The organism is Streptomyces hyaluromycini (genome assembly GCF_002217755.1).
Classification (GTDB): domain Bacteria; phylum Actinomycetota; class Actinomycetes; order Streptomycetales; family Streptomycetaceae; genus Streptomyces; species Streptomyces hyaluromycini.
Genome location: NZ_BCFL01000018.1, coordinates 520,456 through 544,471, shown reverse-complemented (window position 1 = coordinate 544,471; position 24,016 = coordinate 520,456). Strand labels below are relative to the sequence as shown.

Sequence of the window (24,016 nt, the reverse complement as noted above, 5' to 3'; positions counted from 1 at the left end):
TCAGGGAGTGACGTTGATGTGCCTGGCCAGCGCGGTGACGGAGAGGTCGGCGTGGTCGACCCACTCGTGGAACGCCAGCGTCTTGTGCTTGGTCGAGGCGGGCGGCGTGATCTCCAGGTAGGAGGCGTGCACCGCACCCGAGGTGCCGGTGTTGGCGTGGGTCCAGGCGACGACGGCCTCGGCGCTCTGGCCGTCCTTGAGGACGAGGGTCTTCTTGCCCGGGTCCTTGGCGTACCAGGTGTTGCCCCAGTGCGTGTGGGTCGTGATCGCCTTGTGCGCGGAGTTCTCCAGGCCCAGGCCGGGGTAGCCGCGCAGCGCACAGGTCTTTCCGCTGAGGTTGCGCAGCGTGATGACGACACCCTGGTGGTTCATGCCGCCGGCGAGCTGCTGGCCGAAGGTGGCCTTGAGCGCGGCGGCGGAGCAGGTCGGCGTGGCCTTGGCGGCGGCCGGGGTCGCGGCATTGGCGGTACCCGCCCAGACAAGGCCCAGACCGGCGAGGGCGGCCGCGCCTCCGGCCAGCTTGGCGCGGCTGAACCCGCGGCGGGCACGGTGCCTGCCCGCGGACCCGGCGGTGTCGGTGCTGTAGGTGTTCAGGTCTTCGTTCACGGCGACGACGCTCCACTCGTGTCGTGAGGCACGGGGCGTGGTCTGCGCCCCGTGCCGTCCTCTGGTGCTGTACACGAGGTTCGATGCACGACACCGCGGATTTGTTCGCGCCGGGCCGCGGAATCTTTCCGGGCCTACTTCCAGGTGTCGCTTGTCGTGTAGCCGGAGGAGGTCCCCGTCGTGTAGGAGCGGTTCGTGCCCGACTCCCACGTCACGGTTCCGGAGCTGTCTTTTTTGATGAACTTGTACTCAAATGTGGTGCTCTTCGGAACGATCGCGAGCTTGCTCCACGTCGGGTACGACGCCGAGGACAGCGGGATCGCGTCGCTCGTGTTCCAGGAGCCGAGGGAGGCGATGGAGCCGACGACGTAGACGTTGGTGCCGTAGGTGGTGGTGGCGTACTCGTTGAAGGTGACGTCCGTGGCGTCGGTGTTCGCCACGTTCCAGGAGTTGTCGAGGGAGAGCGCCGAAGTCGCGCTCGTGGCAGACCTGTTGGCGTTGGACTCCCAGGTGACGTTCCCCGAGCTGTCCTTCTTGATGTATTTGAACTGGAAGGACGTGTTGATCGGCACGTTCACCGCGCCCGACCAGATCGGGTACCCGGAGGACGACAGCTGGATCGCCTTCGAGGTGTCCCAGGAGCCCAGGGCGTCGATGGAGCCGACGACGTAGACGTTGGTGCCGGTCGTGGTGGACGCGTACTCGTTGAAGGTCGCGGTCACCGTGGAGGTGGAGCCGCCGCCGCTGCCGCCGTCGTCGCAGCCGACCGTGCAGGTGTAGGAGGAGTTGTAGAAGGCGACGGCGTCCTTCGCGGGGATCGTGATGCTCGCGGTGCCGCCGGAAACGGTGACCTTGGTGGCGCCGCCGTCGATGACGTCGGAGTAGGTGCCGTCGGCCATGCCCGTCGCGAAGGTGTAGGTGGCCGAGGACGAGCCGTTGTTGACGGCGAAGAAGCCGGCGCCGCTGCGGCCGAAGCCGATGACGGAGGACGACTTGGTCGACCAGTCGGAGACGGCGGCGCTGCCGGTCGCGTTGTGCCAGGCGACCATGCCGACGACGGCGGTGTCGCGGTCGAGGCAGTTCCAGCCGCTGGAGCAGTCGGTGTCGGTGACGAAGCCGGCGGAGTTCGGCGGTGCCTGGTCGCTCTGGGTCCACTGCCAGCTGGAGTAGACGGTCGGCGTCGACCACTTGTAGGCGAGCTGGAAGAGGTTGGCGAGCCGGTAGCTGTCGCCGTCCTTGTAGCTCATGTCGAGGCCGTTGCGCTCGGTGTCGTGGTTGGTCACGAAGGACACGGAGTTGGCGGCGGGCAGGATGCCGGACGAGGACAGCGACGCCAGGTCCGAGACATTGCCCTGGAAGGCCGACTTCATCTTGCTCGCGTACGTGAAGTCCAGGACGTCACCGGAGCCGTAGTAGTCACTGGGCTGCGGGGTCGAGCCCGGGTAGATCTCGTCGAAGACGTACGGCGCCGCGCCGGACGTGGTGGTGTTCAGCTTGGCGACGATGGCCGCCAGGTCGGTGGCCGGGATGTGCTTGGCCGAGTCCACCCGGAAACCGTCGACGCCGAGCGCGATCTGCTTGTTGAGGAAGGCCGCGAGACCCGAACGGACGTTGTCGGCGCTGGTCTTGAGGTCGGGCAGGCCCAGCAGTTCGCAGTTCTGGACCTGGGTGAGGTTCGAGTAGTCCTGGATGGTCAGGTCGGAGGTGGGGCAGTCGGCGGAGGTGTGGTAGTCGCTCGGGTCCCAGTCCGGGGTGTCGTACTTGTTGGTGATGGTGGTGCCGTCGTAGCCGGTGCCGGTCTGCGCGGCCGTGTGGTTGATGACCGCGTCGGTGTAGACCTTCACGCCCGCGCTGTGGCAGGCGGTGACCATCGCGGCGAACTGCGTCGCCGTCCCGAAACGGCTGTTCAGGGTGTACGAGTACGGCTGGTAGACGTCCCACCAGTAGTAGCTGGACTGCTTGAGGGACTCGGACGGCGGGGCGACCTGCACCGCGCCGTACCCGGCCGGGCCGAGCACGTTCGTGCACTCGGACGCGATCGAGTTCCAGTTCCATTCCCAGAGGTTGGCGATCACATCGCCCTTGGTGGTGGTGTCCGCCTGCGCGGCGGTGGCCGGCAGGGCGACGACGCCCGCGAGTGCCAGGGCGCCCGCGGCGATCGCGACGGCCGTGCGTCTGAAGACACCCGGAGGGCGGTGTCCGGTCATGTGCGGCTCCGAAACAAGAGGGACAGGCTTCAACAACCCTGGAGCGTGGGCCAGTTGAGACATCGCGTCAATACGCCCCGTGAAAGTTCTTGCTGTGAGTTTCAAGCCTCTTGCTGTAAACCTTTCGTTAGCGGTACGGTCGCGCCGGGTCGGACCCAAGAGAGCCGCTATCGCTAGGAGTTCACACCGGTGATACATGTCAGACGGGTCGCGGCCGTCGCCGTCGCCGCCCTCGCCGCCGCGCTCGTGCAGCCCGTCGCCGCACACGCCGCCGCCCCGCCCGCCCCGCCCTCCGACGCGAAGCTCGCCGCCGCGCCCGCCCGGCACGACGACACCCGGGAGCAGTTCTACTTCGTCATGCCGGACCGTTTCGCCAACGGCGACACCGGCAACGACAAGGGCGGCCTCACCGGCTCCCGTCTCTCCACCGGTTACGACCCCACCGACAAGGGCTTCTACCAGGGCGGCGACCTCAAGGGGCTGACCAACCGGCTCGACTACATCAAGGGGCTCGGCACCACCGCCATCTGGATGGCGCCGATCTTCAAGAACAGGCCCGTGCAGGGAACGGGGAGCAACGCCTCCGCCGGCTACCACGGTTACTGGATCACCGACTTCACCCAGGTCGACCCGCACTTCGGGACCAACAAGGACCTTCGGACCCTCATCTCCAAGGCGCACGCCAAGGGCATGAAGGTCTTCTTCGACGTCATCACCAACCACACCGCCGACGTCGTCGACTACGAAGAGAAGTCCTACGACTACCTCTCCAAGGGCGCCTTCCCCTACCTGACCAAGGACGGGCAGCCCTTCGACGACGCCGACTACGCGGACGGGAAGAAGAGGTTCCCGGCCGTCTCCACCGCCTCCTTCCCGCGCACGCCGACCGTGACGAGCGACAGCAAGGTGCCGTCGTGGCTCAACGACCCGACGATGTACCACAACCGCGGTGACTCGACGTTCGCCGGCGAGTCCGCGACCTACGGCGACTTCTCCGGCCTGGACGACCTGTGGACGGAGCGGCCCGAGGTCGTCAGCGGCATGGAGAAGATCTACGAGCGGTGGGTGAAGGACTTCGCCATCGACGGCTTCCGGATCGACACCGTCAAGAACGTCGACATGGAGTTCTGGACCCAGTGGGCGACCGCGCTCGACAAGTACGCGGCGCAGCACGGCCGTAGGAACTTCTTCATGTTCGGCGAGACCTACTCCGCCGACACGTCCGTCACCTCGCCGTACGTCACCCAGGGCCGCCTCGACGCCACCCTCGACTTCCCCTTCCAGGACGCGGCCCGCTCCTACGCCTCCCAGGGCGGCAGCGCACAGAAGCTGTCGAGCGTCTTCGGCGACGACTACAAGTACACGACCGACAAGGCGAACGCCTACGAGCAGGTCACCTTCCTCGGCAACCACGACATGGGCCGGATCGGGTACTTCCTGGAGCAGGACAACCCGAAGGCCACGGACGCGCAGCTGCTGGCCAAGGACAGGCTCGCCAACGAGGTGATGTTCCTCAGCCGGGGCAACCCGGTCGTCTACTACGGCGACGAGCAGGGCTTCACCGGGTCCGGCGGGGACAAGGACGCCCGGCAGACGATGTTCGCGTCGAAGGTCGCCGACTACCTGGACGACGACGAGATCGGCACCGACCGCACCGCCGCGAGCGACTCCTACGACACGAGTGCGCCGCTCTACGAGCAGATCAGTGCTCTCTCCAAGCTCCGCAAGGCCAACCCGGCCCTCGCCGACGGCGTCCAGACCGAGCGCTACGCGGCCGACGGCGCCGGCGTCTACGCCTTCACCCGGACGGACGCGGGGACCGGCCAGGAGTACGTCGTCGCCCTCAACAACGCCGGTACGGCGCAGACCGCGACCTTCGCCACCGGTTCCGCCGGCATGCGCTACCGGGCGCTCTACGGCACCGACGGCACCGTCGCCTCCGGTACGGACAACCGCGTGACCGTCACCGTCCCCGCCGAGTCCGCCGTCGTCTACAAGGCGGCCGGCCCCCTCGACAAGCCCGCCACCGCCCCGACGATCACCCTCCAGGCCCCGGCCGCCGGCGCCACCGGCACCGTCGACCTCACCGCGAACGTCACCGGCGGCCAGCTCGACCGCGTCGTCTTCGCCGCCCAGACCGGCAACGGCAGGTGGACCACCCTCGGCTCCGCCGACCACGCCCCCTACAAGGTCACCCAGACCCTCGCCAAGGATCTCCCGGCCGGCACCGCCCTGCGCTACAAGGCGGTCGTCGTCGACTCCGCCGGGCGCATCTCCAGTGCCCTGGCCGAGAGCACCAGCGGCACCCCGCCCGTCGCCGAGACGCCCACCGCCTCCTCCCGGGACTACGCGGTCGTCCACTACAAGCGCACCGACGGCGACTACGACAACTGGGGCCTGTACGCCTGGGGCGACCTCGCCGACGGCGAGGCGACCACCTGGCCCGCCGGCCACCCCTTCGTCGGCCGCGACGCGTACGGCGCCTTCGCCTACGTCAAGCTGAAGCCCGGCGCCACGAACGTCGGCTTCCTCGTCGTCGACAAGGACGGCAACAAGGACGTCTCCGCCGACCGCTCCATCGACGTCACCAAGACGGGCGAGGTCTGGATCGAGCAGGGGAAGGCGGACGTACGCACGACAAGGCCCGACTACCCCGCCCAGGACACCACCAAGGCGGTCATCCACTACCACCGCGCCGACGGGGACTACGACGGCTGGGGCCTGCACGTCTGGACGGGCGCCGCGAACCCCACCGACTGGTCGAACCCCCTGAAGCCGGTGCGGACCGACGCCTATGGCGCGGTCTTCGAGGTACCGCTCACCGAGGGCGCCACCAGCCTCAGCTACATCATCCACAAGGGCGACGAGAAGGACCTCGCCGCCGACCAGTCCCTCGACCTCAAGTCCGACGGCTACGAGGTGTGGCTGTTGAACGGCCAGGACAAGCACCTGCTCCCGCAGCCCGCCGGCAGCGCGGCCGCGCTCGACCTGTCCACCTCCAAGGCGGTCTGGATCGACCGGAACACGGTCGCCTGGGACGGCGTCGACGGCGCGGTCTCCACCCAGCTGGTCTACTCCCGCGACGGTTCGGTCGCCGTCAAGGACGGGACGCTGACCAGCGACGACGAGCGGTGGCTGCGGCTGACGAAGACCACCCTCACCGACGCCCAGAAGGCCGAGTTCCCTTACCTGAAGGACTACACGGCCTGGTCGGTCGACCCGCGCGACCGGGACCGGGTGCGCCAGGCGCTCGGCGGACAGCTCGTCGCCTCCCAACGAGCCTCGAACGGGGCCGTGCTGGCCGCGACCGGCGTGCAGATCGCCGGGGTGCTCGACGACGTGTACGCGACGGCCGCCAAGGCCGCCCTCGGCCCGGTCTTCCACCACGGAAAACCGACCCTCTCCGTGTGGGCGCCGACCGCGCAGAGCGTCGCCCTCGAACTCGACGGCTCGCTGAAGACGATGCACCGCGACTCCGCCACCGGCGTCTGGTCCGTCACCGGCCCCGCGTCCTGGAAGAACAAGCCCTACCGGTACGTCGTGAAGGTGTGGGCGCCCACTGTCCGGAAGGTCGTCACCAACAAGGTCACCGACCCCTACTCGGTCGCCCTCACCGCCGACTCGGAGCGCAGCCTCGTCGTCGACCTGAACGACAAGTCCCTCACCCCGGGCGGCTGGTCGACCTACACCAAGCCCAAGGCCGTACCGATGAAGGACGCCCAGATCCAGGAGCTGCACGTCCGGGACTTCTCGGTGGCGGACTCCACGGTCCCGGCCGCGGACCGGGGCACCTACCTCGCCTTCACCGACAAGGGCAGCGACGGCTCGAAGCACCTCAAGGCCCTTGCCAAGTCCGGGACTTCCTACGTCCATCTCCTCCCGGTCTTCGACTTCGCCACCGTGCCCGAGAAGAAGTCCGACCAGGCGAGCCCCGACTGCGACCTCGCCTCCTACCCCGCCGACTCGGAGAAGCAGCAGGAGTGCGTCTCGGCGGTCGCCGCGAAGGACGCCTACAACTGGGGTTACGACCCGTACCACTTCACGGTCCCCGAGGGGTCGTACGCCACCGACCCGGACGGCACCGCGCGTACCGTGCAGTTCCGGAAGATGGTCAAGTCGCTCAATGACGACGGGCTGCGGGTCGTCATGGACGTCGTCTACAACCACACGGCGGCCAGCGGCGAGGCGGACACCTCCGTCCTCGACCAGATCGTGCCCGGCTACTACCAGCGGCTGCTCGCCGACGGCAGCGTCGCCAACAGCACCTGCTGCGCCAACACCGCGCCCGAGAACGCCATGATGGGCAAGCTGGTGGTGGACTCGATCGTCACCTGGGCGAAGGAGTACAAGGTCGACGGCTTCCGCTTCGACCTGATGGGCCACCACCCGAAGGCCAACATCCTGGCCGTCCGGAAGGCGCTCGACGCGCTGACGTTGAAGAAGCACGGCGTCGACGGCAAGAAGATCATCCTGTACGGCGAGGGGTGGAACTTCGGCGAGGTCGCCAATGACGCCCGGTTCGTCCAGGCCACTCAGCAGAACATGGCCGGTACCGGCATCGCCACCTTCTCCGACCGCGCCCGGGACGCGGTGCGCGGCGGCAGCCCCTTCGACGACGACCCCGGCATCCAGGGCTTCGCGTCCGGCCTCTACACCGACCCCAACTCCTCGACGGCCAACGGCACCGAGGCCGAGCAGAAGGCCCGACTCCTGCACTACCAGGACCTGATCAAGGTCGGGCTGACCGGCAACCTCGCCAAGTACCGGTTCACCGACACCGACGGCAAGGAGGTCACCGGCGCCGAGATCGACTACAACGGCTCGCCCGCCGGATACGCCGACGCGCCCGGCGACGCCCTCGCCTATGTCGACGCCCACGACAACGAGTCACTGTTCGACGCGCTGACGTACAAACTGCCGGCCGGCACCTCCGCGTCCGACCGGGCCCGGATGCAGGTCCTGGCGATGGCCACGGCCGCCCTCTCACAGGGGCCTTCGCTCTCCCAGGCCGGCACCGACCTGCTGCGCTCCAAGTCCCTTGACCGCAACTCCTTCGACAGCGGCGACTGGTTCAACGCCATCCACTGGAACTGCGCCGACGGCAACGGCTTCGGCCGCGGGCTGCCGACGGCCGCCGACAACCAGTCCAAGTGGTCCTACGCGAAGCCGCTGCTGACCTCGGTGAAGGTCGGGTGCCCGCAGATCGACGGTACCTCCGCCGCCTACCAGGACCTGCTGCGGATCCGGACGACCGACAAGGCGTTCTCGCTCGGCACGGCCGCGCAGGTGCAGTCGGAGCTCTCCTTCCCGCTCTCCGGCAAGGACGAGACGCCCGGGGTGATCACCATGGAACTGGGTGACCTGGTCGTCGTGTTCAACGCGAGCCCGGAGCGGCAGGAGCAGCGGGTGGGCACCCTGGCCGGAACCGGTTACCGGCTGCACCCGGTGCAGGCCTCGGGCGCGGACTCCGTCGTCAAGTCCGCTTCGTACGAGCGGGAAACGGGTACGTTCACCGTTCCGGGGCGCACGGTGGCGGTGTTCTCCCGGACCACGTGACAGTGGCCTTACCTTGGTGGGGCGGGCCCGGCACCGGGCCCGCCCCACCGGTGTTGTCCAGGGGCTGGGAAGATGGACGTCAACGGCAAGCTGACAGACACGACCGTGCTGGTCGTGGACGCCACGGCCGCGAGCCGCTACGCGATCGGCAGCGTGCTGCGCCGGGCCGGTCACGAGGTCGTCGCGGTGACCGGCGGCCGCGAGGCGCTCGGCGAACTCGACGTACGGCGGCGCAAGGGCAATCTGCCCGACGTGGCCCTCATCGACGTGCACCTGCCGGACATGAGCGGCTTCGAGCTGTGCCGCCGGCTCAAGGCGCGGCCGCACATGGCCGGTCTGCCCGTCGTGCACTTCTCCGCGCTCTCCGTCGTACCCGCGGACCGCTGCCCGGGGCTGGACTCGGGGGCCGAGGCCTATCTGACGGTGCCCGCCGAGCCGGAGGACATCGAGGCCGCGGTCCGGGCCGCGGTGCGCGCCGCCCGGCTGCGCGCCGACGACCAGGCGCTGGTACGGCGGCTGCGGCTGCTGTCGGAGACCATCGTCACCATCCAGGCGGCCCGCTCGCTGCACGAACTCGCCGACGCCGCGGCCGACGGCGCCGCCCGGCTCCTCGGCTGCCCCGCCGCCGTCTTCGTCCTCGACCAGGACGACGAGCTGTACCGGGGCCTGTACCGGGAGCGCACCTCGCTCGTGCTGCCCGACGAGGACGCACACCGGACCGTGCGCGCCCTGCTGCGGCGGCTCACCAAAGGTCAGTCCGGGGTGCGGATCACCACCGTGCCGGCGCCGCTGTGGCCCGCCGGGTTCTTCCGGCCCGGAGTGCAGCACGACGCCCGGCTGGCGCTCGTCCTCACCCAGGACGGCAAGGCACCGGTCTGCCTGGCCACGCCCACCCGCGGGCTGCGCCGGGTCAGCCCCGAGGGCGAGGCGCTGCTCGCCCGGCTGGCCCAGGCCACCGCGCTCGCCGCCGAGCCCCTGCTCATGTACCAGGTGGAGCGGCATGTCGCGCTCACCCTCCAGCACAGCTTCCTGCCCCGTCCGCACCAGCTGCCGGAGCTGCCGGGCGTCGACATAGCGGTGCGCTACGAACCCGCCTCGCACGAGACGGAGATCGGCGGCGACTTCTATGCCGCGCTCCGGGTCGGCGACGGGGTGCTCACCGCGGTGGGAGACGTCGTGGGTCACTCGCTGGACGCGGCCACCGTCATGGTCGAACTCCGGCACGCGCTGCGCGCCTACTGCCTCACCGAGAGCGACCCGGCCGCGCTCGCCGAACGGCTCGACCAGCTGCTGCGGCACTACCACGCCGATGTCACGGCCACCGTCTGCCTGGCCCTGATCGATCCCGGGACCGGGCGCACCCGCATCGCCAACGCGGGCCACATCCCGCCGCTGATACTGGGTGACGACGGCAGCGCCGAGTACGTCAAGGCGTCCGGTCCGCTGCTCGGGGTGGGCCTGCCGCACCCGCCGCCCACCGAGCTGGTCCTCGAACCCACCGACCGGCTCCTCATGGTCACCGACGGCCTGATCGAGACCCGCGGCACCGACCTCGCGGTCTCGATGGAACACCTCCGGGCCGCCGCCGGCGGTGCCCTGCCCGGCCTGGAGGCCCTGTGCGACACCCTCCTCACCTGCTTCGGCCGGGACCGCGAGGACGACGTCGCCCTGCTGGCGCTGAGCCTGGCGAACTAGGCTGGCCCTCAGCAGCCGTAGAACAGGAGCGCTGATGCCGCAGATCACCGTCGACTACACCGCCACGGCGGGCCCCGCCTTCGACCGGGAGGGCTTCGCCAGGGCCCTGCACAGCGCCGTCGTCGAGATCGCGGCGGCCAAGCCCGAGGCCTGCAAGACGCTCTTCCGCGCCGCCGACGCGACCGCCTTCGGCTATGACACCGAGGGGGCGCACGTCATCGTGCACGTCACCTTCGGCCTGCTCGCCGGCCGCACCGACGAGACCAAGGCGAAGCTGACCGAGACGACCCTGGAGCTGCTGCGGGAGTACCTGAAGCCGGACGGGTTCGTCCTGCACGCGTCGGCAGAGGTACGGGACCTGGACCCGTCGTACCGGAAGTACGAGGGCTAGCTCTGCTTCTGCCGGTTGTTCGGCTGGCGCGCCGTCGTGGCTGGTCGCGCAGTTCCCCGCGCCCCTTCGGGGGCGCTGCCTGAGGCCCCGTAAGGGGCGCGGGGAACTGCGCGACCAGCCCCCACGGCGCCGCAGCCGTCCAACGGCCCGTACCGGGGGGCTAGCCCGCCAACGCGATCAGTCGGGCGGCGAGGTCTGCGAACGGGCCGTCGGTCGGCTCGTCCTGGACCATCCGCTTCACCAGCGCCGTCATCTCCTCGTCGTACGCCGCACTCACCGCCGTCAGCGCCGCGAAGTCATGGACGAGCTGCACCTCCAGCTCGCCGCGCGGAATGCGCCGCCCGTCCAGCCAGATCAGTGCCGTCGACTCGGCGAGCGAGATCCAGGAACGGATGACCAGTTCGAGGCGGGCCGGGGCCTCGGTGATGTCGAGGTGGGAGAGGATCTGCTCGTAGGCGACCTGCCGTACGGAGTCGATGAGCGCGTTGGTCGCCGAGGAGCCGACCGCGGGGCCGCCGCGCATCAACGCGGCGAAGCCGGGCCCGTGTTCGTCGACGAAGTCGAAGAAGCGGCGCATCACGCGCAGCAGCCGGGCCCCGAGCGGGCCCTCGTGCGGCTCCGCGAAGCGGCCCGCGAGATCCTCCGAGGCACGCTTCAACGCGGCCTCGTACAGGCTGAGTTTGCCGGGGAAGTAGTGATAGACGAGCGGCCGCGAGATGCCCGCGGCCGAGGCTATCTCGTCGATGGAGACCTCGTCGGGCGAGCGACGGCTGAACAGTTCGAGGGCGACGCCGATCAACTGCTGCCGCCGCTCCTCGACTCCCATCCTGCGGCGTACCCCGGTTGTCATGCGAACACCTTACCGATCGGATCCGGCCTCCCACGGACCCGACCCTTCACAGGTGTTCACAGATCCAGCACAAGTCTCCCACTTCGCGCCCGCGATACACAGATGAGCATCGATCCGGCACGCTCCGTGTCCGTCAGCAGCTCGTCGCGGTGTTCCACTTCCCCTTCCAGCACACGCTGTTGACAGGTCCCGCAGAAACCCTGCGCACAGGAGTACGCCGTGTCGGGCAGCTCCGCCCGTACCGCGGCCAGCACCGACGAGTCGGCCGGGACCGTCAGCGTCCGTCCGCTGCGCCGGAGTTCCAGCTCGAAGGCGTGGTTGCCGCCGGTCTCGGCGCGCGGCGCGAAACGTTCGAGCCGGACCGCCGGGAACCGCTCCGCCACCGCCGCCATCAGCCCCTCCGGACCACAGCAGTACACCGCCGCGCCCTCCGGGACGGTCAGCGCGTCGAGGTCGGGGCGCCCGTCCTCGTCCTCCGCGACGACCGTGACCCGGTCGTCCCCGGCGAACTCCGCCAGGAACGGCATGGACCCGCGGCTCCGCCCGCAGTACAGCAGCCGCCACGCCACCCCCTCCGGCACGGCCCGCACCATCGACAGGACCGGCGTGATCCCGATGCCTCCGGCCACGAACACATAGGACCCGGCCTCGACGAGCGGGAAACGGTTGCGCGGCCCGCGCACCTCCAGCTCCATGCCCTCCGCGATCTGCTCGTGGACCTCCCGCGAACCGCCCCGCCCGTCCGCGACCAGCCGGGCGGCGATCGTGTACGACGAGGTGTCGGCCGGATCCCCGCAGAGCGAGTACTGCCGGACCAGCCCGGACGGCAGGACCACGTCGAGATGGGCACCCGGTTCCCAGCCCGGCAACCGCCCGCCCTCCAGACGCAGTTGGACGACCCCGTCGGCGATCGTCCGGCGCGAGGCGACAAGCAGCCGCAACGTCCGTGCGCGCGGCTGCCCGGAGGTCGGCGGATCCAGGGCCGGCATCGGCCACAGCGGAGAGGCCTCGATACGGCGGCGCAGGGCCCGCTTCACGAGCAGCGCGGCGCCCGCGACGGCGACGACGGTCCGCAGCCTGGGCATCACGCACCCTCCTTCTCGGCGGCCAGCGCGGCGGGGGAGGAGGCCAGATAGGCGACCGCCTGGGCGGTGGAGCCCTCCTGGGAGGGGTGGTAGCCGCGGCTCAGGTACGTCGGGATCGACCTCAGCATGTCGCCGGTGGTGGGGAGCGTGCCGCGCCGGCCGGCGAGATGGAAGTCCCGGAGCCGGGCCCGGCCCTCGGCGAGCGTCGGGTCGTTCGCCATGAAGAAGCGGGCGCCGCGCTGCCACAGGAACACGATCGCCGTGAACGCCGTCGCCCAGGTCCGCACCCGGCGCCGGTAGCTGCCGTCGACGTGCAGGAACAGGTCGAAGGCGACCGACCGGTGCTCGATCTCCTCGGCGCCGTGCCAGCGCAGCAGGTCCAGCATCATCGGATCGGCGCCGCGCCGGTCCAGCTCCTCGGCGTTGAGCACCCAGTCGCCGAGGAAGGCGGTGTAGTGCTCGATGGCCGCGATCAGCGCGACCCGTTCGAGGAGCCACCAGCGCCTGGCCTTCCCGGGCGGCAGGGTCCGGTCGCCGAGCAGCTTCTCGAAGAACCAGTCGACCTGCGCGGTGTACGGCGTCGGGTCGAGCCCCTGTTCCCTGAGGTGGGGCAGCACCTCGTCATGGGCCTGGGAGTGCATCGCCTCCTGCCCGATGAACCCGATGACGTCCTCGCGCAGCCGCTCGTCGCGGATGAGGGGCAGCACCTGCTTGTAGACGTGCACGAACCACCGCTCGCCGGCGGGCAGCAGCATGTGCAGCACGTTGATGGTGTGCGTGGCGAAGGGATCGCCGGGCACCCAGTGCAGGGGGGTGTCCTTCCAGGCGAAGGACACGTTGCGGGCCTTGAGCGCGATGTGCTCGGACTGCACCGGCTGCGGCTGCTTGTTGGACATGGCGTCAATGTACTGACGGGTAGGTGGCCTGAGAAGACCTCGGGCGGACCTTATTTACGCGAGCGTCAGCAAGAGACTGTCCCTCCCGCCTCCGACAAGAAGTTCTCTCCGCCGCAACGGCGATCAACCACGACGGCGCGCACCGGCGGTGCCGGACTCACCGCAACCCGCTGACCTCGCCGCCATCCACCAGCGTCCCCTCCAGCTCGGCCTGCGCCCCCTGCTTCGCCTTGGCCACCAACTGCGTCCCCTGCGCCGACGCCGTGACCCCGCCGGTCGCCCGGATCGACGCGGTGTCGCGGCCGCCCGCGGCCAGCAGGTACCACTGGCCGCCCTCAGACTTCCACAACACCCCGGCCAGCACCTGCGGATCGCGCGGACCGCAGGCCGTCACATCGGTCCCCTTGGCCGCGACCGCCCCGTACCGGCTGCCCGGCGTCCGGAACTGGGCCAGCGCCACGGTCCCGTCGCCCCGCCAGGTCTCGGCACGCGTGCACACCCACGACCCGGTGCCGCCGGCGTCCGGCAGCTGCTGCTCGGCGAACGCCCACGCGTTGACACTGCGCACCCCGGCCGACCGCTCCGCGGCCAGCGAGCAGGCGAACGGCGCCCAGTCGCGCAGCGCCGCCGCCCCCGAGGCCTCGCCGGTCTCGCCGGGCCGCCCGGCGGTGAGCCGGGCCGGCACCAGCTCGCCCAGGTCGGTCGCGAGGTGCACACCCTGCGCGTCGGTCAGCTGGAGCACGTTCCAGGACGTGCACGCCCCCTGCTGCAGCGCGGAGCTCGCCTGCGGCCCGGTCACCCCGTCGGCCAGCCCGAGGTCCATCGCCCCCGCGGTCGGCTTCATCAGGTCCCGCTCGGCCGCCTTGGTCACCCAGGGCGCCGTCAGATAGCGGACGTTGCCGTCGGCGCGGCCGAGGACCAGGGCGCTCGCCTCCGCCCCGGTCGCGCCGTCGACACGGGCGAAGTCCAGGGCGGCGCCCTCGGTGCCGTCCTTCGGTTCGGCGTAGCGGGCGATGCGCAGACCGTCGTAGAAGACCACCACCCGGGCGCTGTCGACCACGCCCGCGTACAGCAGCTGGGGCGGTCCTGCCGGGCCGCCGGTCTGGGTACCGGGGGTCGCCGAGACGCGGACGGTGTCGCCGGGGCGGGCCCAGACGGCGAGGGCGCGGCGCAGCAGCGCGGTGTCGCCGGTGAGGGCCCCGCGGGCCGGCCAGACGGAGAAGTCGGTGCGCGCGGCGGTCTGCCAGGCGGTGGCCGGGACCTTCGCCAGCCGGGCCGGGTCCAGGGCGGCCTGGGCGGCCGGGTTCTGCGCGTACACCGGGGCGGCCGCGCCGTCGGCGCCCCAGCCGCCGCCCGGCAGCGCGACCAGCGCCCCGCACACCGCGAGGGCGGCAGCGGCGGCGAGCGCGGCCTTGGTGTGCTGGCGGCGGCGCATCAGGTCGGTGGGCCGGGCCTGCAGCGAACAGGGGTCGAACTCGGGGGAGTCGAGCAGCGGATACTCGGCCGGGACGCCGTTCGCCTCGGCGAGCGCGCCCTCGGGGTGCTCGACGCCGACCGCCCGCAGGATCCTGCGGACGTCGCCGTCGGGGAGCTGTTCCAGGCCGCGCAGCGCGTAGGCGGCGCGGGCCGGGCCGGAGAGGCCGGCGAGCCGCTGGTCCAGGGCGAGTTCGTCGGCGCCCCCGGAACGCGGGAAGAGCCTGAGGCCCCACACCTGGGGGAGCAGCGGCGGCAGCTGGGCGCGCTTGGGCCACGCGGTCAGCCGGAGCGGCCGGCCCGCCTCCAGCGCCGTACGCACCACTTCGAGCCGGACCAGCGAGTACCCGGGGTCGGTCTGCCGCCCGTTCGCCTGGGCCGGGATCACCGGGACCTGCCTGCGGCCGCGGGGCAGGGCCCGCTGGACCAGGGAGTGCGCGGTCAGGACGCGGCGGCCGCGCGCGAGCCCCGGCGGCAGCACCAGGTAGGCGAGCCGGACCAGCCGGGGATAGTGCTCGACGAGCGCGGCCTCGGCCTGCTCGACATCGACGGCCGGATGCGGGGCTCCGGCGGAGGCGGCTGCGTGACGCTGGGCTACATCCTGTGACTGCACGTCCTGAAGAACGAGCGACCCGTTGGTTGGTCACCGCCACAAGGGTGACACTGCGGTGTCCGCACGATGTGAGCCGATGTGAGTGCTTCGCGCCCCGCAGCCGTATCGAAGGGGACGGGCCCCTGAAGGCACCGGGGCCGGCAACGCGACCGGAGGAACAGATGAGGTTGACCCGACCGATGCTCGCCGCGGCGGGCGCCGTGGCCGCCCTGGCGCTGGCGGGCTGTGGATCCGGAGACGGCAAGGCGGAGGCGAAGATCCCGGTCACCGCGACCGGCAGCCTGGAGAGCCTGGCCGCCAAGGTGAAGTGCACCCCCGACATGCAGATCGACTCCGACGAGGTCCGCCAGGCGATCTGCAAGGTCTCCGCCGGCAAGTTCGTCTTCGCCACCTTCGCCACCGACCGCGGCCAGCGCGAGTGGATCAACGACGCCAAGGACTACGGCGGTTTCTACCTCGTCGGCCGCAAGTGGGTCGCCGTCGGCACCGACAAGGTCGTCAAGGCGCTGCAGACCACGCTGGGCGGCGAGGAGGAGATCGGCACCGACCACAGCAAGCACACCGGCTGAGGTCCGCGGCACATACGAAAGCGGGCGGTGGGAGATTCCCACCGCCCGCTCCGTGTTACCGGCTAGCTACTGCTCACTGGCACCTCTTGCCGGTGTTGATGCAGTTGGCGATCGTCGCCGCCAGGTTGTTCTTGGTGACGCTGATGAAGTCGTCGTGGTCGGTCGACGGCTTGTGCAGCTGCTCCGGGAAGCCGTCCACCGCGAAGGCGTTCTTCACCGTGCCGTCCGCCTGGAGGGTGGGGGGCGTGATCTTGTAGACCAGACGCATCGTCAGCTGCGGGATCGCCTTGAAGCCGTTCCCGCAGACGCCGCTCGCCGGGTCCGCGAAGGCCACGTGCGTACGGTGGTTGGCGCTGTCGATGTTGACGCCGTCCCAGCAGCTCTGGAAGGCGAACGTCCGGACCACGTTGCTGCCCTGCGGGCAGATCGGGTACTGCGTCGTCAGCTGGACCTTGTTCTCGAAGCCGGTGCAGCTCCAGTGCGCGTTGGCGTTGGCCAGACCGTTGGTGGTGGTCTTGGCGTCACCGGTGATGATGCGCAGGAACTGGGGCATCGCGACGACCTTGCTGGCCGGGCTGCCGACGTACTTGATCTGCGCCTGGACCGGCGTCAGGATCTTGCCGACGTTGCCTTCCTTGCCACCGCCGTCCGCGTTCTGGTCGAAGTCCTGCGAGCCGTCCTGGACACGCACGACCGGCCAGTAGTACGACGACAGGTCGCTCTGGTTCTGGCAGGAGCTCGGCGCCGCCAGCATCGAGTCGTTGGTGGCGAACGCGTTGACCTTCTGGTTGCCGACGTAGTCGTGCAGGTGGTGCGCGCCGTTGGTCACGCCGGGCGCCACGATGACGTTGTCGGTGTTGTGGTTCTTGTTCTGGTTCGTACCACAACGGGTGGTGAAGGTGCCGGTCGAGGCCTGACCGGTCTTCGCCGGCTTGGACAGGACGTTCGGCGCGACCTTCGTGATGTCCACGAAGTCGGCCGCGACCGGGCCGTTGCCGGCCTGCCCGCCGATGTTGGCCGGGGCACTGGCGCTGGCGCTCGGGGCGGCGCTGGCCTGGCCGGTGTTCCCGTTGTTGTTCTGACCACCGTTGTTGTTGCCCTGTCCGGCGGTGGTCTGGTTGGCGGACTGCGTGGTGCAGGCGGCGAGCTGCGACAGCGAGTTGTCGAAGGTGCCACCGACCCGCGTGATGTCGAGCCTGATCCGGTTGATCGTGGCCGCCCGCTTCTCCTTCAGGGGGCCCACGATCGCGTTCTGCACGAAGTTGGCGTCGTTCGCCTGCGCCTGACGGGTGGAGGCGAGCCGGGCGTAGGCCTCGGTGATCTGCTTGTCGAGGTTCGCCAGCTCCGTCGCCACCCCCTGCTTGGCCTTGGCGGGCACGTTCGTCAGCTTCTGGCCGACGTCCGGGCAGGAGATCGTCGCGACCGCGGAGGCGGCGGCGGCTTTGGTGTAGTTCTGCGCCGAGTTGTTCGACTCGTGAGCCGAAGCGTTCATCTGCGCATAGAGCAGCCCGCCCCCGCCGAGTGCTACGGCCGCCGATGCGGCTATGACCTTGACGGTCAGCGGCGAACGGCGTTTGCGTATGTTGCGTCCCATGGAACTCCTCAGACCTTCCTTGCGGGGCGGCATCGAGGCGCCCGACAGGAGTGAAGCGGCGTCCTCTCATACGCAGGTCGCCTCAGACGTGTTCAGCCGCCTCACAAATTCATCAGAGATTTGTTACGCACTTGGGGCACAACTGCCGTTTGAGCAGGGCAATTTCTGGAAAATTAGCGGTCGCGGTCAAGGTAGGCGAGCACCGCGAGGACGCGCCGATTGTCATCGTCCGACACCTCAAGTCCCAGTTTGGTGAAGATGTTGGAGGTGTGCTTGGCGATGGCCCGTTCCGTGACGACGAGCTGCCCGGCGATCGCCGCGTTCGACCGGCCCTGTGCCATCAGCTCCAGGACCTCCAGTTCCCGCGGTGTCAAGCCCCCCAGCGGCCGGTCGTCGGCCCGCCGGGACAGCAGTTGCTGGATCACCTGCGGGTCCATGGCCGTACCGCCCGCCGCGACCCGCCGTACGGCGTCCACGAACTGCTCCGCGTCGAACACCCGGTCCTTCAGCAGATAGCCCACCCCGCCGCTGCCGTCCGCCAGCAGCTCCCGCGCGTACAGCTGCTCCACGTGCTGGGAGAGCACCAGCACCGGCAGCCCCGGCCGGTCCCGCCGCGCCGTGAGCGCGCACTGCAGCCCCTCGTCGGTGTGCGTGGGCGGCAGCCGTACGTCGACCACGGCCACGTCCGGCTCCGACTCGGCCAGCGCGCGGGCGAGTTCGGGGCCGGACTCGACGGCGGCCGCGATCTCGAAGTCATGGGCCTCCAGCAGCCGGACCAGTCCGTCGCGCAGCAGGAACAGGTCTTCGGCTAGGACAACGCGCACGGAATCTCCATGGTGACCATGGTGGGACCGCCCGCGGGGCTGCTGACGGCCAGGACGCCGTCGAATGTACCGAGCCGCCGCTCCACCCCGGCGAGCCCCGAACCGGCGCCGACCACCGCGCCGCCCCTGCCGTGGTCGGTGACCGAGATCCGCAGCATGCCGCCGCCCTCCGCCACGTGATGCAGGTCCACCCGGATCCGGTCGGCTCCGGAGTGTTTGACCGCGTTGGTCAGCACCTCGCTCACCGCGAAGTACGCCGCCGACTCCACCGGCGCGTCCGCCCGCCCCGGCAGCTCCACCGACACCTCCGTCGGCACCGGCAGCCGCAGCGCCAGCGCCCGTACGGCGTCCCCGAGCCCGCGCTCGGCCAGCACCGGCGGATGGATGCCCCGGACCAGGTCCCGCAGCTCGCCCAGCGCCTCCACGGACGCCTGCCGGGTCTGCGCGAGCAGCTGCCTGGCCTTCTCCGGATCCTTGTCCAGAAGCATCTCGATCGTCCCGAGGTCCATCCCCATGGCCACCAGCCGGGCCTGCGCCCCGTCGTGCAGATCCCGCTCGATCCGGCGCAGCTCGGCCGCCGAGGTGTCCACCGCGTCCTTCCGGGTCTCCGTCAACACCCGCACCCGCTCGACGAGTTCGCCCTGTCCGGGGTCGAGGACGGCACGGGTGAGCCGGAAGTGGGCGGTCAGCAGGGCGGGGGTGCAGCGGAAGGCGGCGACCAGGATGACGGCGCCGAGCGCGGCGGCGCCGAATGCGGTGGCCTGACCGCTGACCGGCACGAAGCCGTACCAGTAGGTCTCACCCTCGCCCAGCACCCGCCACAGCCCGGTGGGCAAAGCGAACCCCTCGAACGGATAGAACAGCAGCACCGCCGGCAGCAGCGCGGTCACGAACCCTGCCGTCATGTCGACGCACAGCCACAGCACGTCCCGCCCGACCTGCGGGTCGCGCAGCATCCCGAAGGTCCTGGCCCACGGGTTGGCGTCCGCCGGGACCGCCCGGTACGCCGACCGGATCCGCACCCCGCACCACTCGAACGCCAGCCGCCGCCGCACGTCCGCCACGTCCCGCACCCCGCCCAGGAGCCACGGCGTGGTGACGAGCCCGACCCCGATCGGGATCAGCGCCACCGAGACCGCGACCAGCACGAAGCAGAGCACCGAGACCGGCAGAATCACCAACGCCAGCACCAGCCCCCGCACGGCGGCGAGCACGGTCTCCCGCACCCTGGCACGAAAGCCCCCGCTGTCTGTGTTCGTCGTCATGCGACCAGTCTCCCGAACCTCCCAGGACCGGGTCACTGGCCCGAAGCCCCATGTCAGGGGGTGGTGCTGGATACACCCGGGGGCTGTAGCGCCCCTTCAGGGGCGCGGGGAACTGCGCGACAAGCCCCCACCGGCCCGCACCCTGCTCACGACCCGATCCGCCCCACTCCAAGCACCCGCGCCTCGACATCGGGGTCGAGCCCCATCCCCGCCCGCACCGGCGCCGCCCCGTCGAGGCCCCGCAGCCACCGCCACGTGTCGGCCACCGTCTCCTCCACCGCCCGGCACCGCAGCCCCGTCGCCACCGCCCGCGACACGTCCAGGCCATGGACCCCGTCGTGCAACTCGCTGTCCGCCGGCACCCACACCGGCAACTGCACCCACGGCTCGATCCCGGCGCCGAGGATCACCTCCGCATCGGTCCACCGGAGCTCCGCGTCCGAGCCGGTGCTCCGCCGGCAGGCTTCGAGCAGCGCGCCCATCGTGGTGTGCCCCGGCGGCCCGACCAGGTTGTACGGCCCCGACAGGCCCCGCTCCACCGCCCCCAGGGTCCACTCCGCGAGGTCGCGGGCGTCCACGAACTGCACGGGCAGGTCGTACGGGCCCGGCGCCAGCACCGGCCCGCCCCGCGCGATCCGGTCCAGCCACCAGGGCAGCCGGCCGACGTTCTCGTACGGCCCGAGGATCAGCCCGGCCCGCACCAGCACCGAACCGTCCGCCCCGAAGGACTCCTCGGCGGCCAGCTCACCGCCCAGCTTGTCCTGCGCGTACTCGGTCGCCTCCGCGCCGGCCGAGGCTCCCTCCACCAGCGGCGCCTCCTCGGTGTACCCGGCCGGGCGCGGCCACGCGTACACCGAGCAGCTCGACACGTACGTATACCGTCCGGCACGGCCCCGTAGCAGCCGTGCCGTCTCCCGCACCGCCCGGGGCGCGGCCGACCACGTGTCGACGACCGCGTCCCACTCGGTGCCGTCCGCCAGCGCGGTGAGGCCGTCGGGCGCGGTGCGGTCGCCGTGCAGCGACCGCACCCCGGACGGGGGCCGGCGGCTGCCCCGGTGGAAGACGGTCACCTCCCAGCCGCGCCCCAGCGCCGCCTCGACGACGGCCCGCCCCACGAACTCCGTACCACCCAGCACCAGAAGCCTCATGCCGCTGATCGTGCCCACGGCGGACGGCGGACACAACGGGGTTCAGCCGAGGGCGGAGCTGCCCGTCGGCGGCCCGCCGGCGGTCCCTCAACGGTCCCTCAGCGGCCCGTCGGCGGGGTGTACTTGTATCCCACCCGGCGGACCGTCTGGATCGCCCGGCGGTGCTCCGCGCCGAGCTTGCGGCGCAGCCGGGCGACATGGACGTCGACCGTGCGGCCGTCGCCGACATGGCCGTAGCCCCAGACCGTGGTGACCAGCTGGTCGCGGGTGTGCACCCGGCCCGGATGCGCCACCAGATGGGCGAGCAGCTCGAACTCCAGGTAGGTGAGGTCGAGTTCACGCCCGTCGACCTGGGCGGTGCGCTCCACGGTGTCGACGGTGACGAGCGGCCGGGCGCCGGTCGCGGCCGGTTCCTGGGCCGGCTCCTGCGGGTCCGGCACCGCGACCGGCAGGAAGGGCGGCTGCTGGTCCGCCGGGACCAGCACCAGGTAGCCGATCATCGGCGGCTGGCCCGGCAGGGTGGGCAGGGTGTGCTGCGGGGCGGGCAGCCAGGTGGCGCCCGGCGGCAGCAGGTCGGCCATGTCCACGACCTCGTCCCGGTCGACGGCACGCAGCCGGTGCCGGCCGGGCGAGGAGGAGGCGAGGGCGGAGGCGGGGGAGAGAGAACGAGTGGTCGCCATGAGACGTCAGCTCTTTCGCGCGAGGAGTCAGTCGGTCGAAGGCGACGGCCGCGATTCGTGGTCGGGCGCGCCGCGGGGACGTACTGCTTTCCGCGCTGGCCGAAGGCCGGGGTGTACGGCTTTAGAGGGCCCGCGCGTTCATCGCGCGGCAACACACCCGGTCGAAGTCATGGTGCTGACGGGAAGGCCAGAACGGCTCAAGGTCCTGGCGACCCGTCGCGCTGCACTTCTGGAAGCTGGCCATGCGCCCATTGAAGCAGACACAGCCGGGAAACAGGACCCTCCTCTCACTGCTTGGACGCTTCCTTGGCATGACGTTGACGTTGCCCGCCTCACCCCACCAGGCGTTTGTGCCAGGTCAGCGGAGTCAGCTCGATCGCCTTGTCCGGATTGCCGTCCCACACCGCGGACAGCCCCGCGGCGGCGAGCGCGGCGGCCACCTCGCGGCCGACGGCCGTGGTGGTGCCGGCGGAGGCGTCGAAACCGCCGTAGTAGAGGCTGAGGCCGTGGCCCTCGGCGGCGCCGCGGGTGCCCTGGTGGTGGAAGAAGACGAACCCCCGCGCCCCGCCCGCGTCCTCGGCCTCGGCGCCTATCTCGGTCATTCCGCAGGAGCGGCAGCAGGTGAAGTCCTCGCGCGCGACGACGCCCGCGCGCTCCAGGGCCGCGAACGCCCGCGTCAGCCGGTCCGGGTCGGTGAGCCCGGTCCACGCCCGCTGCTCCGCCACCCGCTCCGTCCAGAGCCGCTCCACGATCTCCCGCGCCTGGGCGGAGGAGACCGGCGGCGGGCCGTCCTGGCCGCCGCCCTCCATCAGGTACACGGTCTCCTGGACCAGCCGGTCGATGCCCAGGTATCCGTCCCTGAGCAGCGCGCGCACCTGTTCCTCGGCGCGGGCCGCCACCTCGGGCGCGAGCGCGGGCACGTCCCCGCGCGGCGGCAGGGCGACCGGCTCCCAGGCGACCCCCGCGTCCCAGCCGTCCTCCTCCCGCGCCCAGCCGACGAGCAGGTCCGCCGCCCGCTCCGGGTCCATGAGGGCCGTACCCGAGAACTCGTCCGCGCCGCGCCGGTGTTCGAGGCGGTAGTCGCCGCCCTCCGGGTGCCATATCTGCGCGAACACGCTGGGCAGGTCCGGGATGCGCCGCGCGACCAGGAAGCGGTTCCCGGCGGCGCCGAGCCCGCGCACCGCCTCCCGCAGCTCCTGCGGGGAACTCCACACGTACGTCTGCCCGCTCTCCGTCCAGGCGTTGACGGCGAGCACCTCGTCGATCTCCATGCCCCCACCATGGCATCCGCCACTGACAACGCCGAAGGGGCGTCCACCGTGATCGGTGGACGCCCCTTCCGGGAACCGGGTGGCCGGATCAGACCTGGTCGGCCTTCTCCAGCGCGGAGCAGCAGGTGTCGACGATCAGCCGCGTCACGACGTACGGGTCGACGTTGGCGTTCGGGCGGCGGTCCTCGATGTAGCCCTTGCCGTCCTTCTCGACCTGCCACGGGATACGGACCGAGGCACCGCGGTTGGAGACGCCGTAGGAGTACTCGTTCCACGGGGCGGTCTCGTGCAGACCGGTCAGGCGGTCGTCGATGCCGGCGCCGTAGTTCTTGACGTGGTCGAGCGGCTTGGAGCCCTCGCCGAGCGACTCGCAGGCGGTGATGATCGCGTCGTAGCCCTCGCGCATCGCCTTGGTGGAGAAGTTGGTGTGCGCGCCGGCGCCGTTCCAGTCGCCCTTGACCGGCTTGGGGTCGAGGGTGGCGGAGACGCCGAAGTCCTCGGCGGTGCGGTAGAGCAGCCAGCGGGCCACCCACAGGTGGTCGGAGACCTCCAGCGGGGAGACCGGGCCGACCTGGAACTCCCACTGGCCGGGCATGACCTCGGCGTTGATGCCGGAGATCGCCAGACCCGCCTTCAGGCAGTTGTCCAGGTGCGCCTCGACGATCTCGCGGCCGAAGATCTCGTCGGCGCCGACACCGCAGTAGTAGCCGCCCTGGGGGGCCGGGAAGCCGCCCTCGGGGAAGCCCAGCGGGCGGGAGCCGTCGAAGAAGGTGTACTCCTGCTCGATGCCGAAGATCGGCTCCTGCGCGGCGAACTTCTCCGCGACCTCGGTCAGCGCGGCACGCGTGTTGGAGGAGTGCGGGGTGAAGTCGATTTCAAGGACCTCGCACAGGACGAGGACGTCGTCGCCGCCGCGGATCGGGTCCGGACAGGTGAAGACCGGCTTCAGCACACGGTCCGAGGAGTGCCCCTCGGCCTGGTTCGTGGAGGACCCGTCGAAGCCCCAGATCGGCAGCGCGTCCAGACCGGCGGGCGCGCCCGCTATGATCTTCGTCTTCGAACGCAGCTTGGCCGTCGGCTCGGTGCCGTCGATCCAGATGTACTCAGCCTTGAAGGTCACGGGCCACATCCTTCGGGGTGGGTCGGGCGCACTTGCGGGTGCAGTGGCGCTACGGCACTGGGGCGCCTCGGTGTTGCCCGGCAGCCTGTCAACAGGCGATTTCCCGATCATTGCTCGAATGTGAACCCGGTGTTACCTGGTGGTTCTGTGTCGCGACTCACGTTGTGAGAGCC

General features: G+C 70.8%; 17 protein-coding genes. 4 read left to right on the top strand and 13 right to left on the bottom strand.

Features of this window, described 5'->3' with window-relative positions; genetic code table 11:
- Together SSP29_RS15605 and SSP29_RS15600 are read right to left on the bottom strand one after the other, a co-directional pair.
- Complete coding sequence (locus SSP29_RS15605) at positions 1–606, bottom strand: DUF4232 domain-containing protein (protein WP_089101232.1); 606 nt, start codon at positions 604–606, stop codon at positions 1–3.
- 134 nt (positions 607–740) lie between these two features.
- On the bottom strand, positions 741–2,813 hold the full coding sequence (locus SSP29_RS15600; protein ID WP_089101231.1) for a carbohydrate-binding module family 20 domain-containing protein: 2,073 nt from the start codon (positions 2,811–2,813) through the stop codon (positions 741–743).
- A 189-nt stretch (positions 2,814–3,002) separates the two neighbouring features.
- Between SSP29_RS15600 and pulA the strand changes: the two genes are divergently transcribed.
- The 3 genes from pulA (at position 3,003) to SSP29_RS15585 (ending at position 10,455) form a co-directional block, all read left to right on the top strand.
- Entirely contained in the window at positions 3,003–8,369 is a 5,367-nt protein-coding gene (pulA, locus tag SSP29_RS15595; RefSeq protein WP_089101230.1) for a pullulanase-type alpha-1,6-glucosidase, read from the top strand.
- Between the two features lie 72 nt (positions 8,370–8,441).
- Positions 8,442–10,064 (top strand): fused response regulator/phosphatase, encoded by a 1,623-nt coding sequence (locus tag SSP29_RS15590; RefSeq protein ID WP_089101229.1) that lies wholly within the window; start codon positions 8,442–8,444, stop codon positions 10,062–10,064.
- A gap of 34 nt (positions 10,065–10,098) precedes the next feature.
- A complete protein-coding gene (locus tag SSP29_RS15585) occupies positions 10,099–10,455 on the top strand; it encodes a 5-carboxymethyl-2-hydroxymuconate Delta-isomerase (RefSeq protein WP_089101228.1) in 357 nt (118 codons plus the stop codon).
- A gap of 160 nt (positions 10,456–10,615) precedes the next feature.
- Here SSP29_RS15585 and SSP29_RS15580 read toward each other — a convergent pair whose 3' ends face one another.
- The 4 genes from SSP29_RS15580 to SSP29_RS15565 form a co-directional block, all read right to left on the bottom strand.
- Positions 10,616–11,305, bottom strand: a complete 690-nt coding sequence (locus tag SSP29_RS15580) for a TetR/AcrR family transcriptional regulator (RefSeq protein ID WP_089101227.1) — start codon at positions 11,303–11,305, stop codon at positions 10,616–10,618.
- A 56-nt stretch (positions 11,306–11,361) separates the two neighbouring features.
- On the bottom strand, positions 11,362–12,390 hold the full coding sequence (locus SSP29_RS15575) for a PDR/VanB family oxidoreductase (RefSeq protein WP_089101226.1): 1,029 nt from the start codon (positions 12,388–12,390) through the stop codon (positions 11,362–11,364).
- Positions 12,390–13,286: a metal-dependent hydrolase gene (locus tag SSP29_RS15570; RefSeq protein ID WP_089101225.1), complete on the bottom strand. Its 897-nt coding sequence runs from the start codon at positions 13,284–13,286 to the stop codon at positions 12,390–12,392. The genes SSP29_RS15575 and SSP29_RS15570 overlap by 1 nt, the downstream gene beginning before the upstream one ends.
- A gap of 157 nt (positions 13,287–13,443) precedes the next feature.
- Positions 13,444–15,372 carry a hypothetical protein gene (locus tag SSP29_RS15565; protein ID WP_089101224.1) on the bottom strand — a complete coding sequence of 643 codons (1,929 nt, stop codon included), beginning with the start codon at positions 15,370–15,372 and terminating at the stop codon, positions 13,444–13,446.
- Positions 15,373–15,533: 161 nt separating this feature from the next.
- On the opposite strand from SSP29_RS15565, the gene SSP29_RS15560 reads away from it, so the two are divergent.
- Entirely contained in the window at positions 15,534–15,941 is a 408-nt protein-coding gene (locus SSP29_RS15560) for a hypothetical protein (RefSeq protein ID WP_089101223.1), read from the top strand.
- Positions 15,942–16,014: 73 nt separating this feature from the next.
- Here the strand turns inward: SSP29_RS15560 and SSP29_RS15555 are convergent, their stop codons facing one another.
- From SSP29_RS15555 to glnII, 7 genes are all read right to left on the bottom strand, one after another.
- A complete protein-coding gene (locus SSP29_RS15555) occupies positions 16,015–17,535 on the bottom strand; it encodes a DUF1996 domain-containing protein (RefSeq protein WP_089101222.1) in 1,521 nt (506 codons plus the stop codon).
- 173 nt (positions 17,536–17,708) lie between these two features.
- Positions 17,709–18,359, bottom strand: a complete 651-nt coding sequence (locus tag SSP29_RS15550; RefSeq protein WP_089101221.1) for a response regulator transcription factor — start codon at positions 18,357–18,359, stop codon at positions 17,709–17,711.
- A complete protein-coding gene (locus SSP29_RS15545) occupies positions 18,344–19,624 on the bottom strand; it encodes a sensor histidine kinase (RefSeq protein WP_089101220.1) in 1,281 nt (426 codons plus the stop codon). The genes SSP29_RS15550 and SSP29_RS15545 overlap by 16 nt, the downstream gene beginning before the upstream one ends.
- A 146-nt stretch (positions 19,625–19,770) precedes the next feature.
- Complete coding sequence (locus SSP29_RS15540; RefSeq protein WP_150134236.1) at positions 19,771–20,772, bottom strand: SDR family oxidoreductase; 1,002 nt, start codon at positions 20,770–20,772, stop codon at positions 19,771–19,773.
- A 98-nt stretch (positions 20,773–20,870) separates the two neighbouring features.
- Positions 20,871–21,452, bottom strand: a complete 582-nt coding sequence (locus SSP29_RS15535) for a winged helix-turn-helix domain-containing protein (RefSeq protein ID WP_089101219.1) — start codon at positions 21,450–21,452, stop codon at positions 20,871–20,873.
- Positions 21,453–21,784: 332 nt separating this feature from the next.
- On the bottom strand, positions 21,785–22,723 hold the full coding sequence (locus tag SSP29_RS15525) for a DUF6891 domain-containing protein (RefSeq protein WP_089101217.1): 939 nt from the start codon (positions 22,721–22,723) through the stop codon (positions 21,785–21,787).
- 88 nt (positions 22,724–22,811) lie between these two features.
- The gene (glnII, locus tag SSP29_RS15520; protein ID WP_089101216.1) at positions 22,812–23,843 is read right to left on the bottom strand and encodes a glutamine synthetase; all 1,032 of its coding nucleotides are present in this window, start codon (positions 23,841–23,843) and stop codon (positions 22,812–22,814) included.
- Positions 23,844–24,016 lie beyond the last annotated feature (173 nt).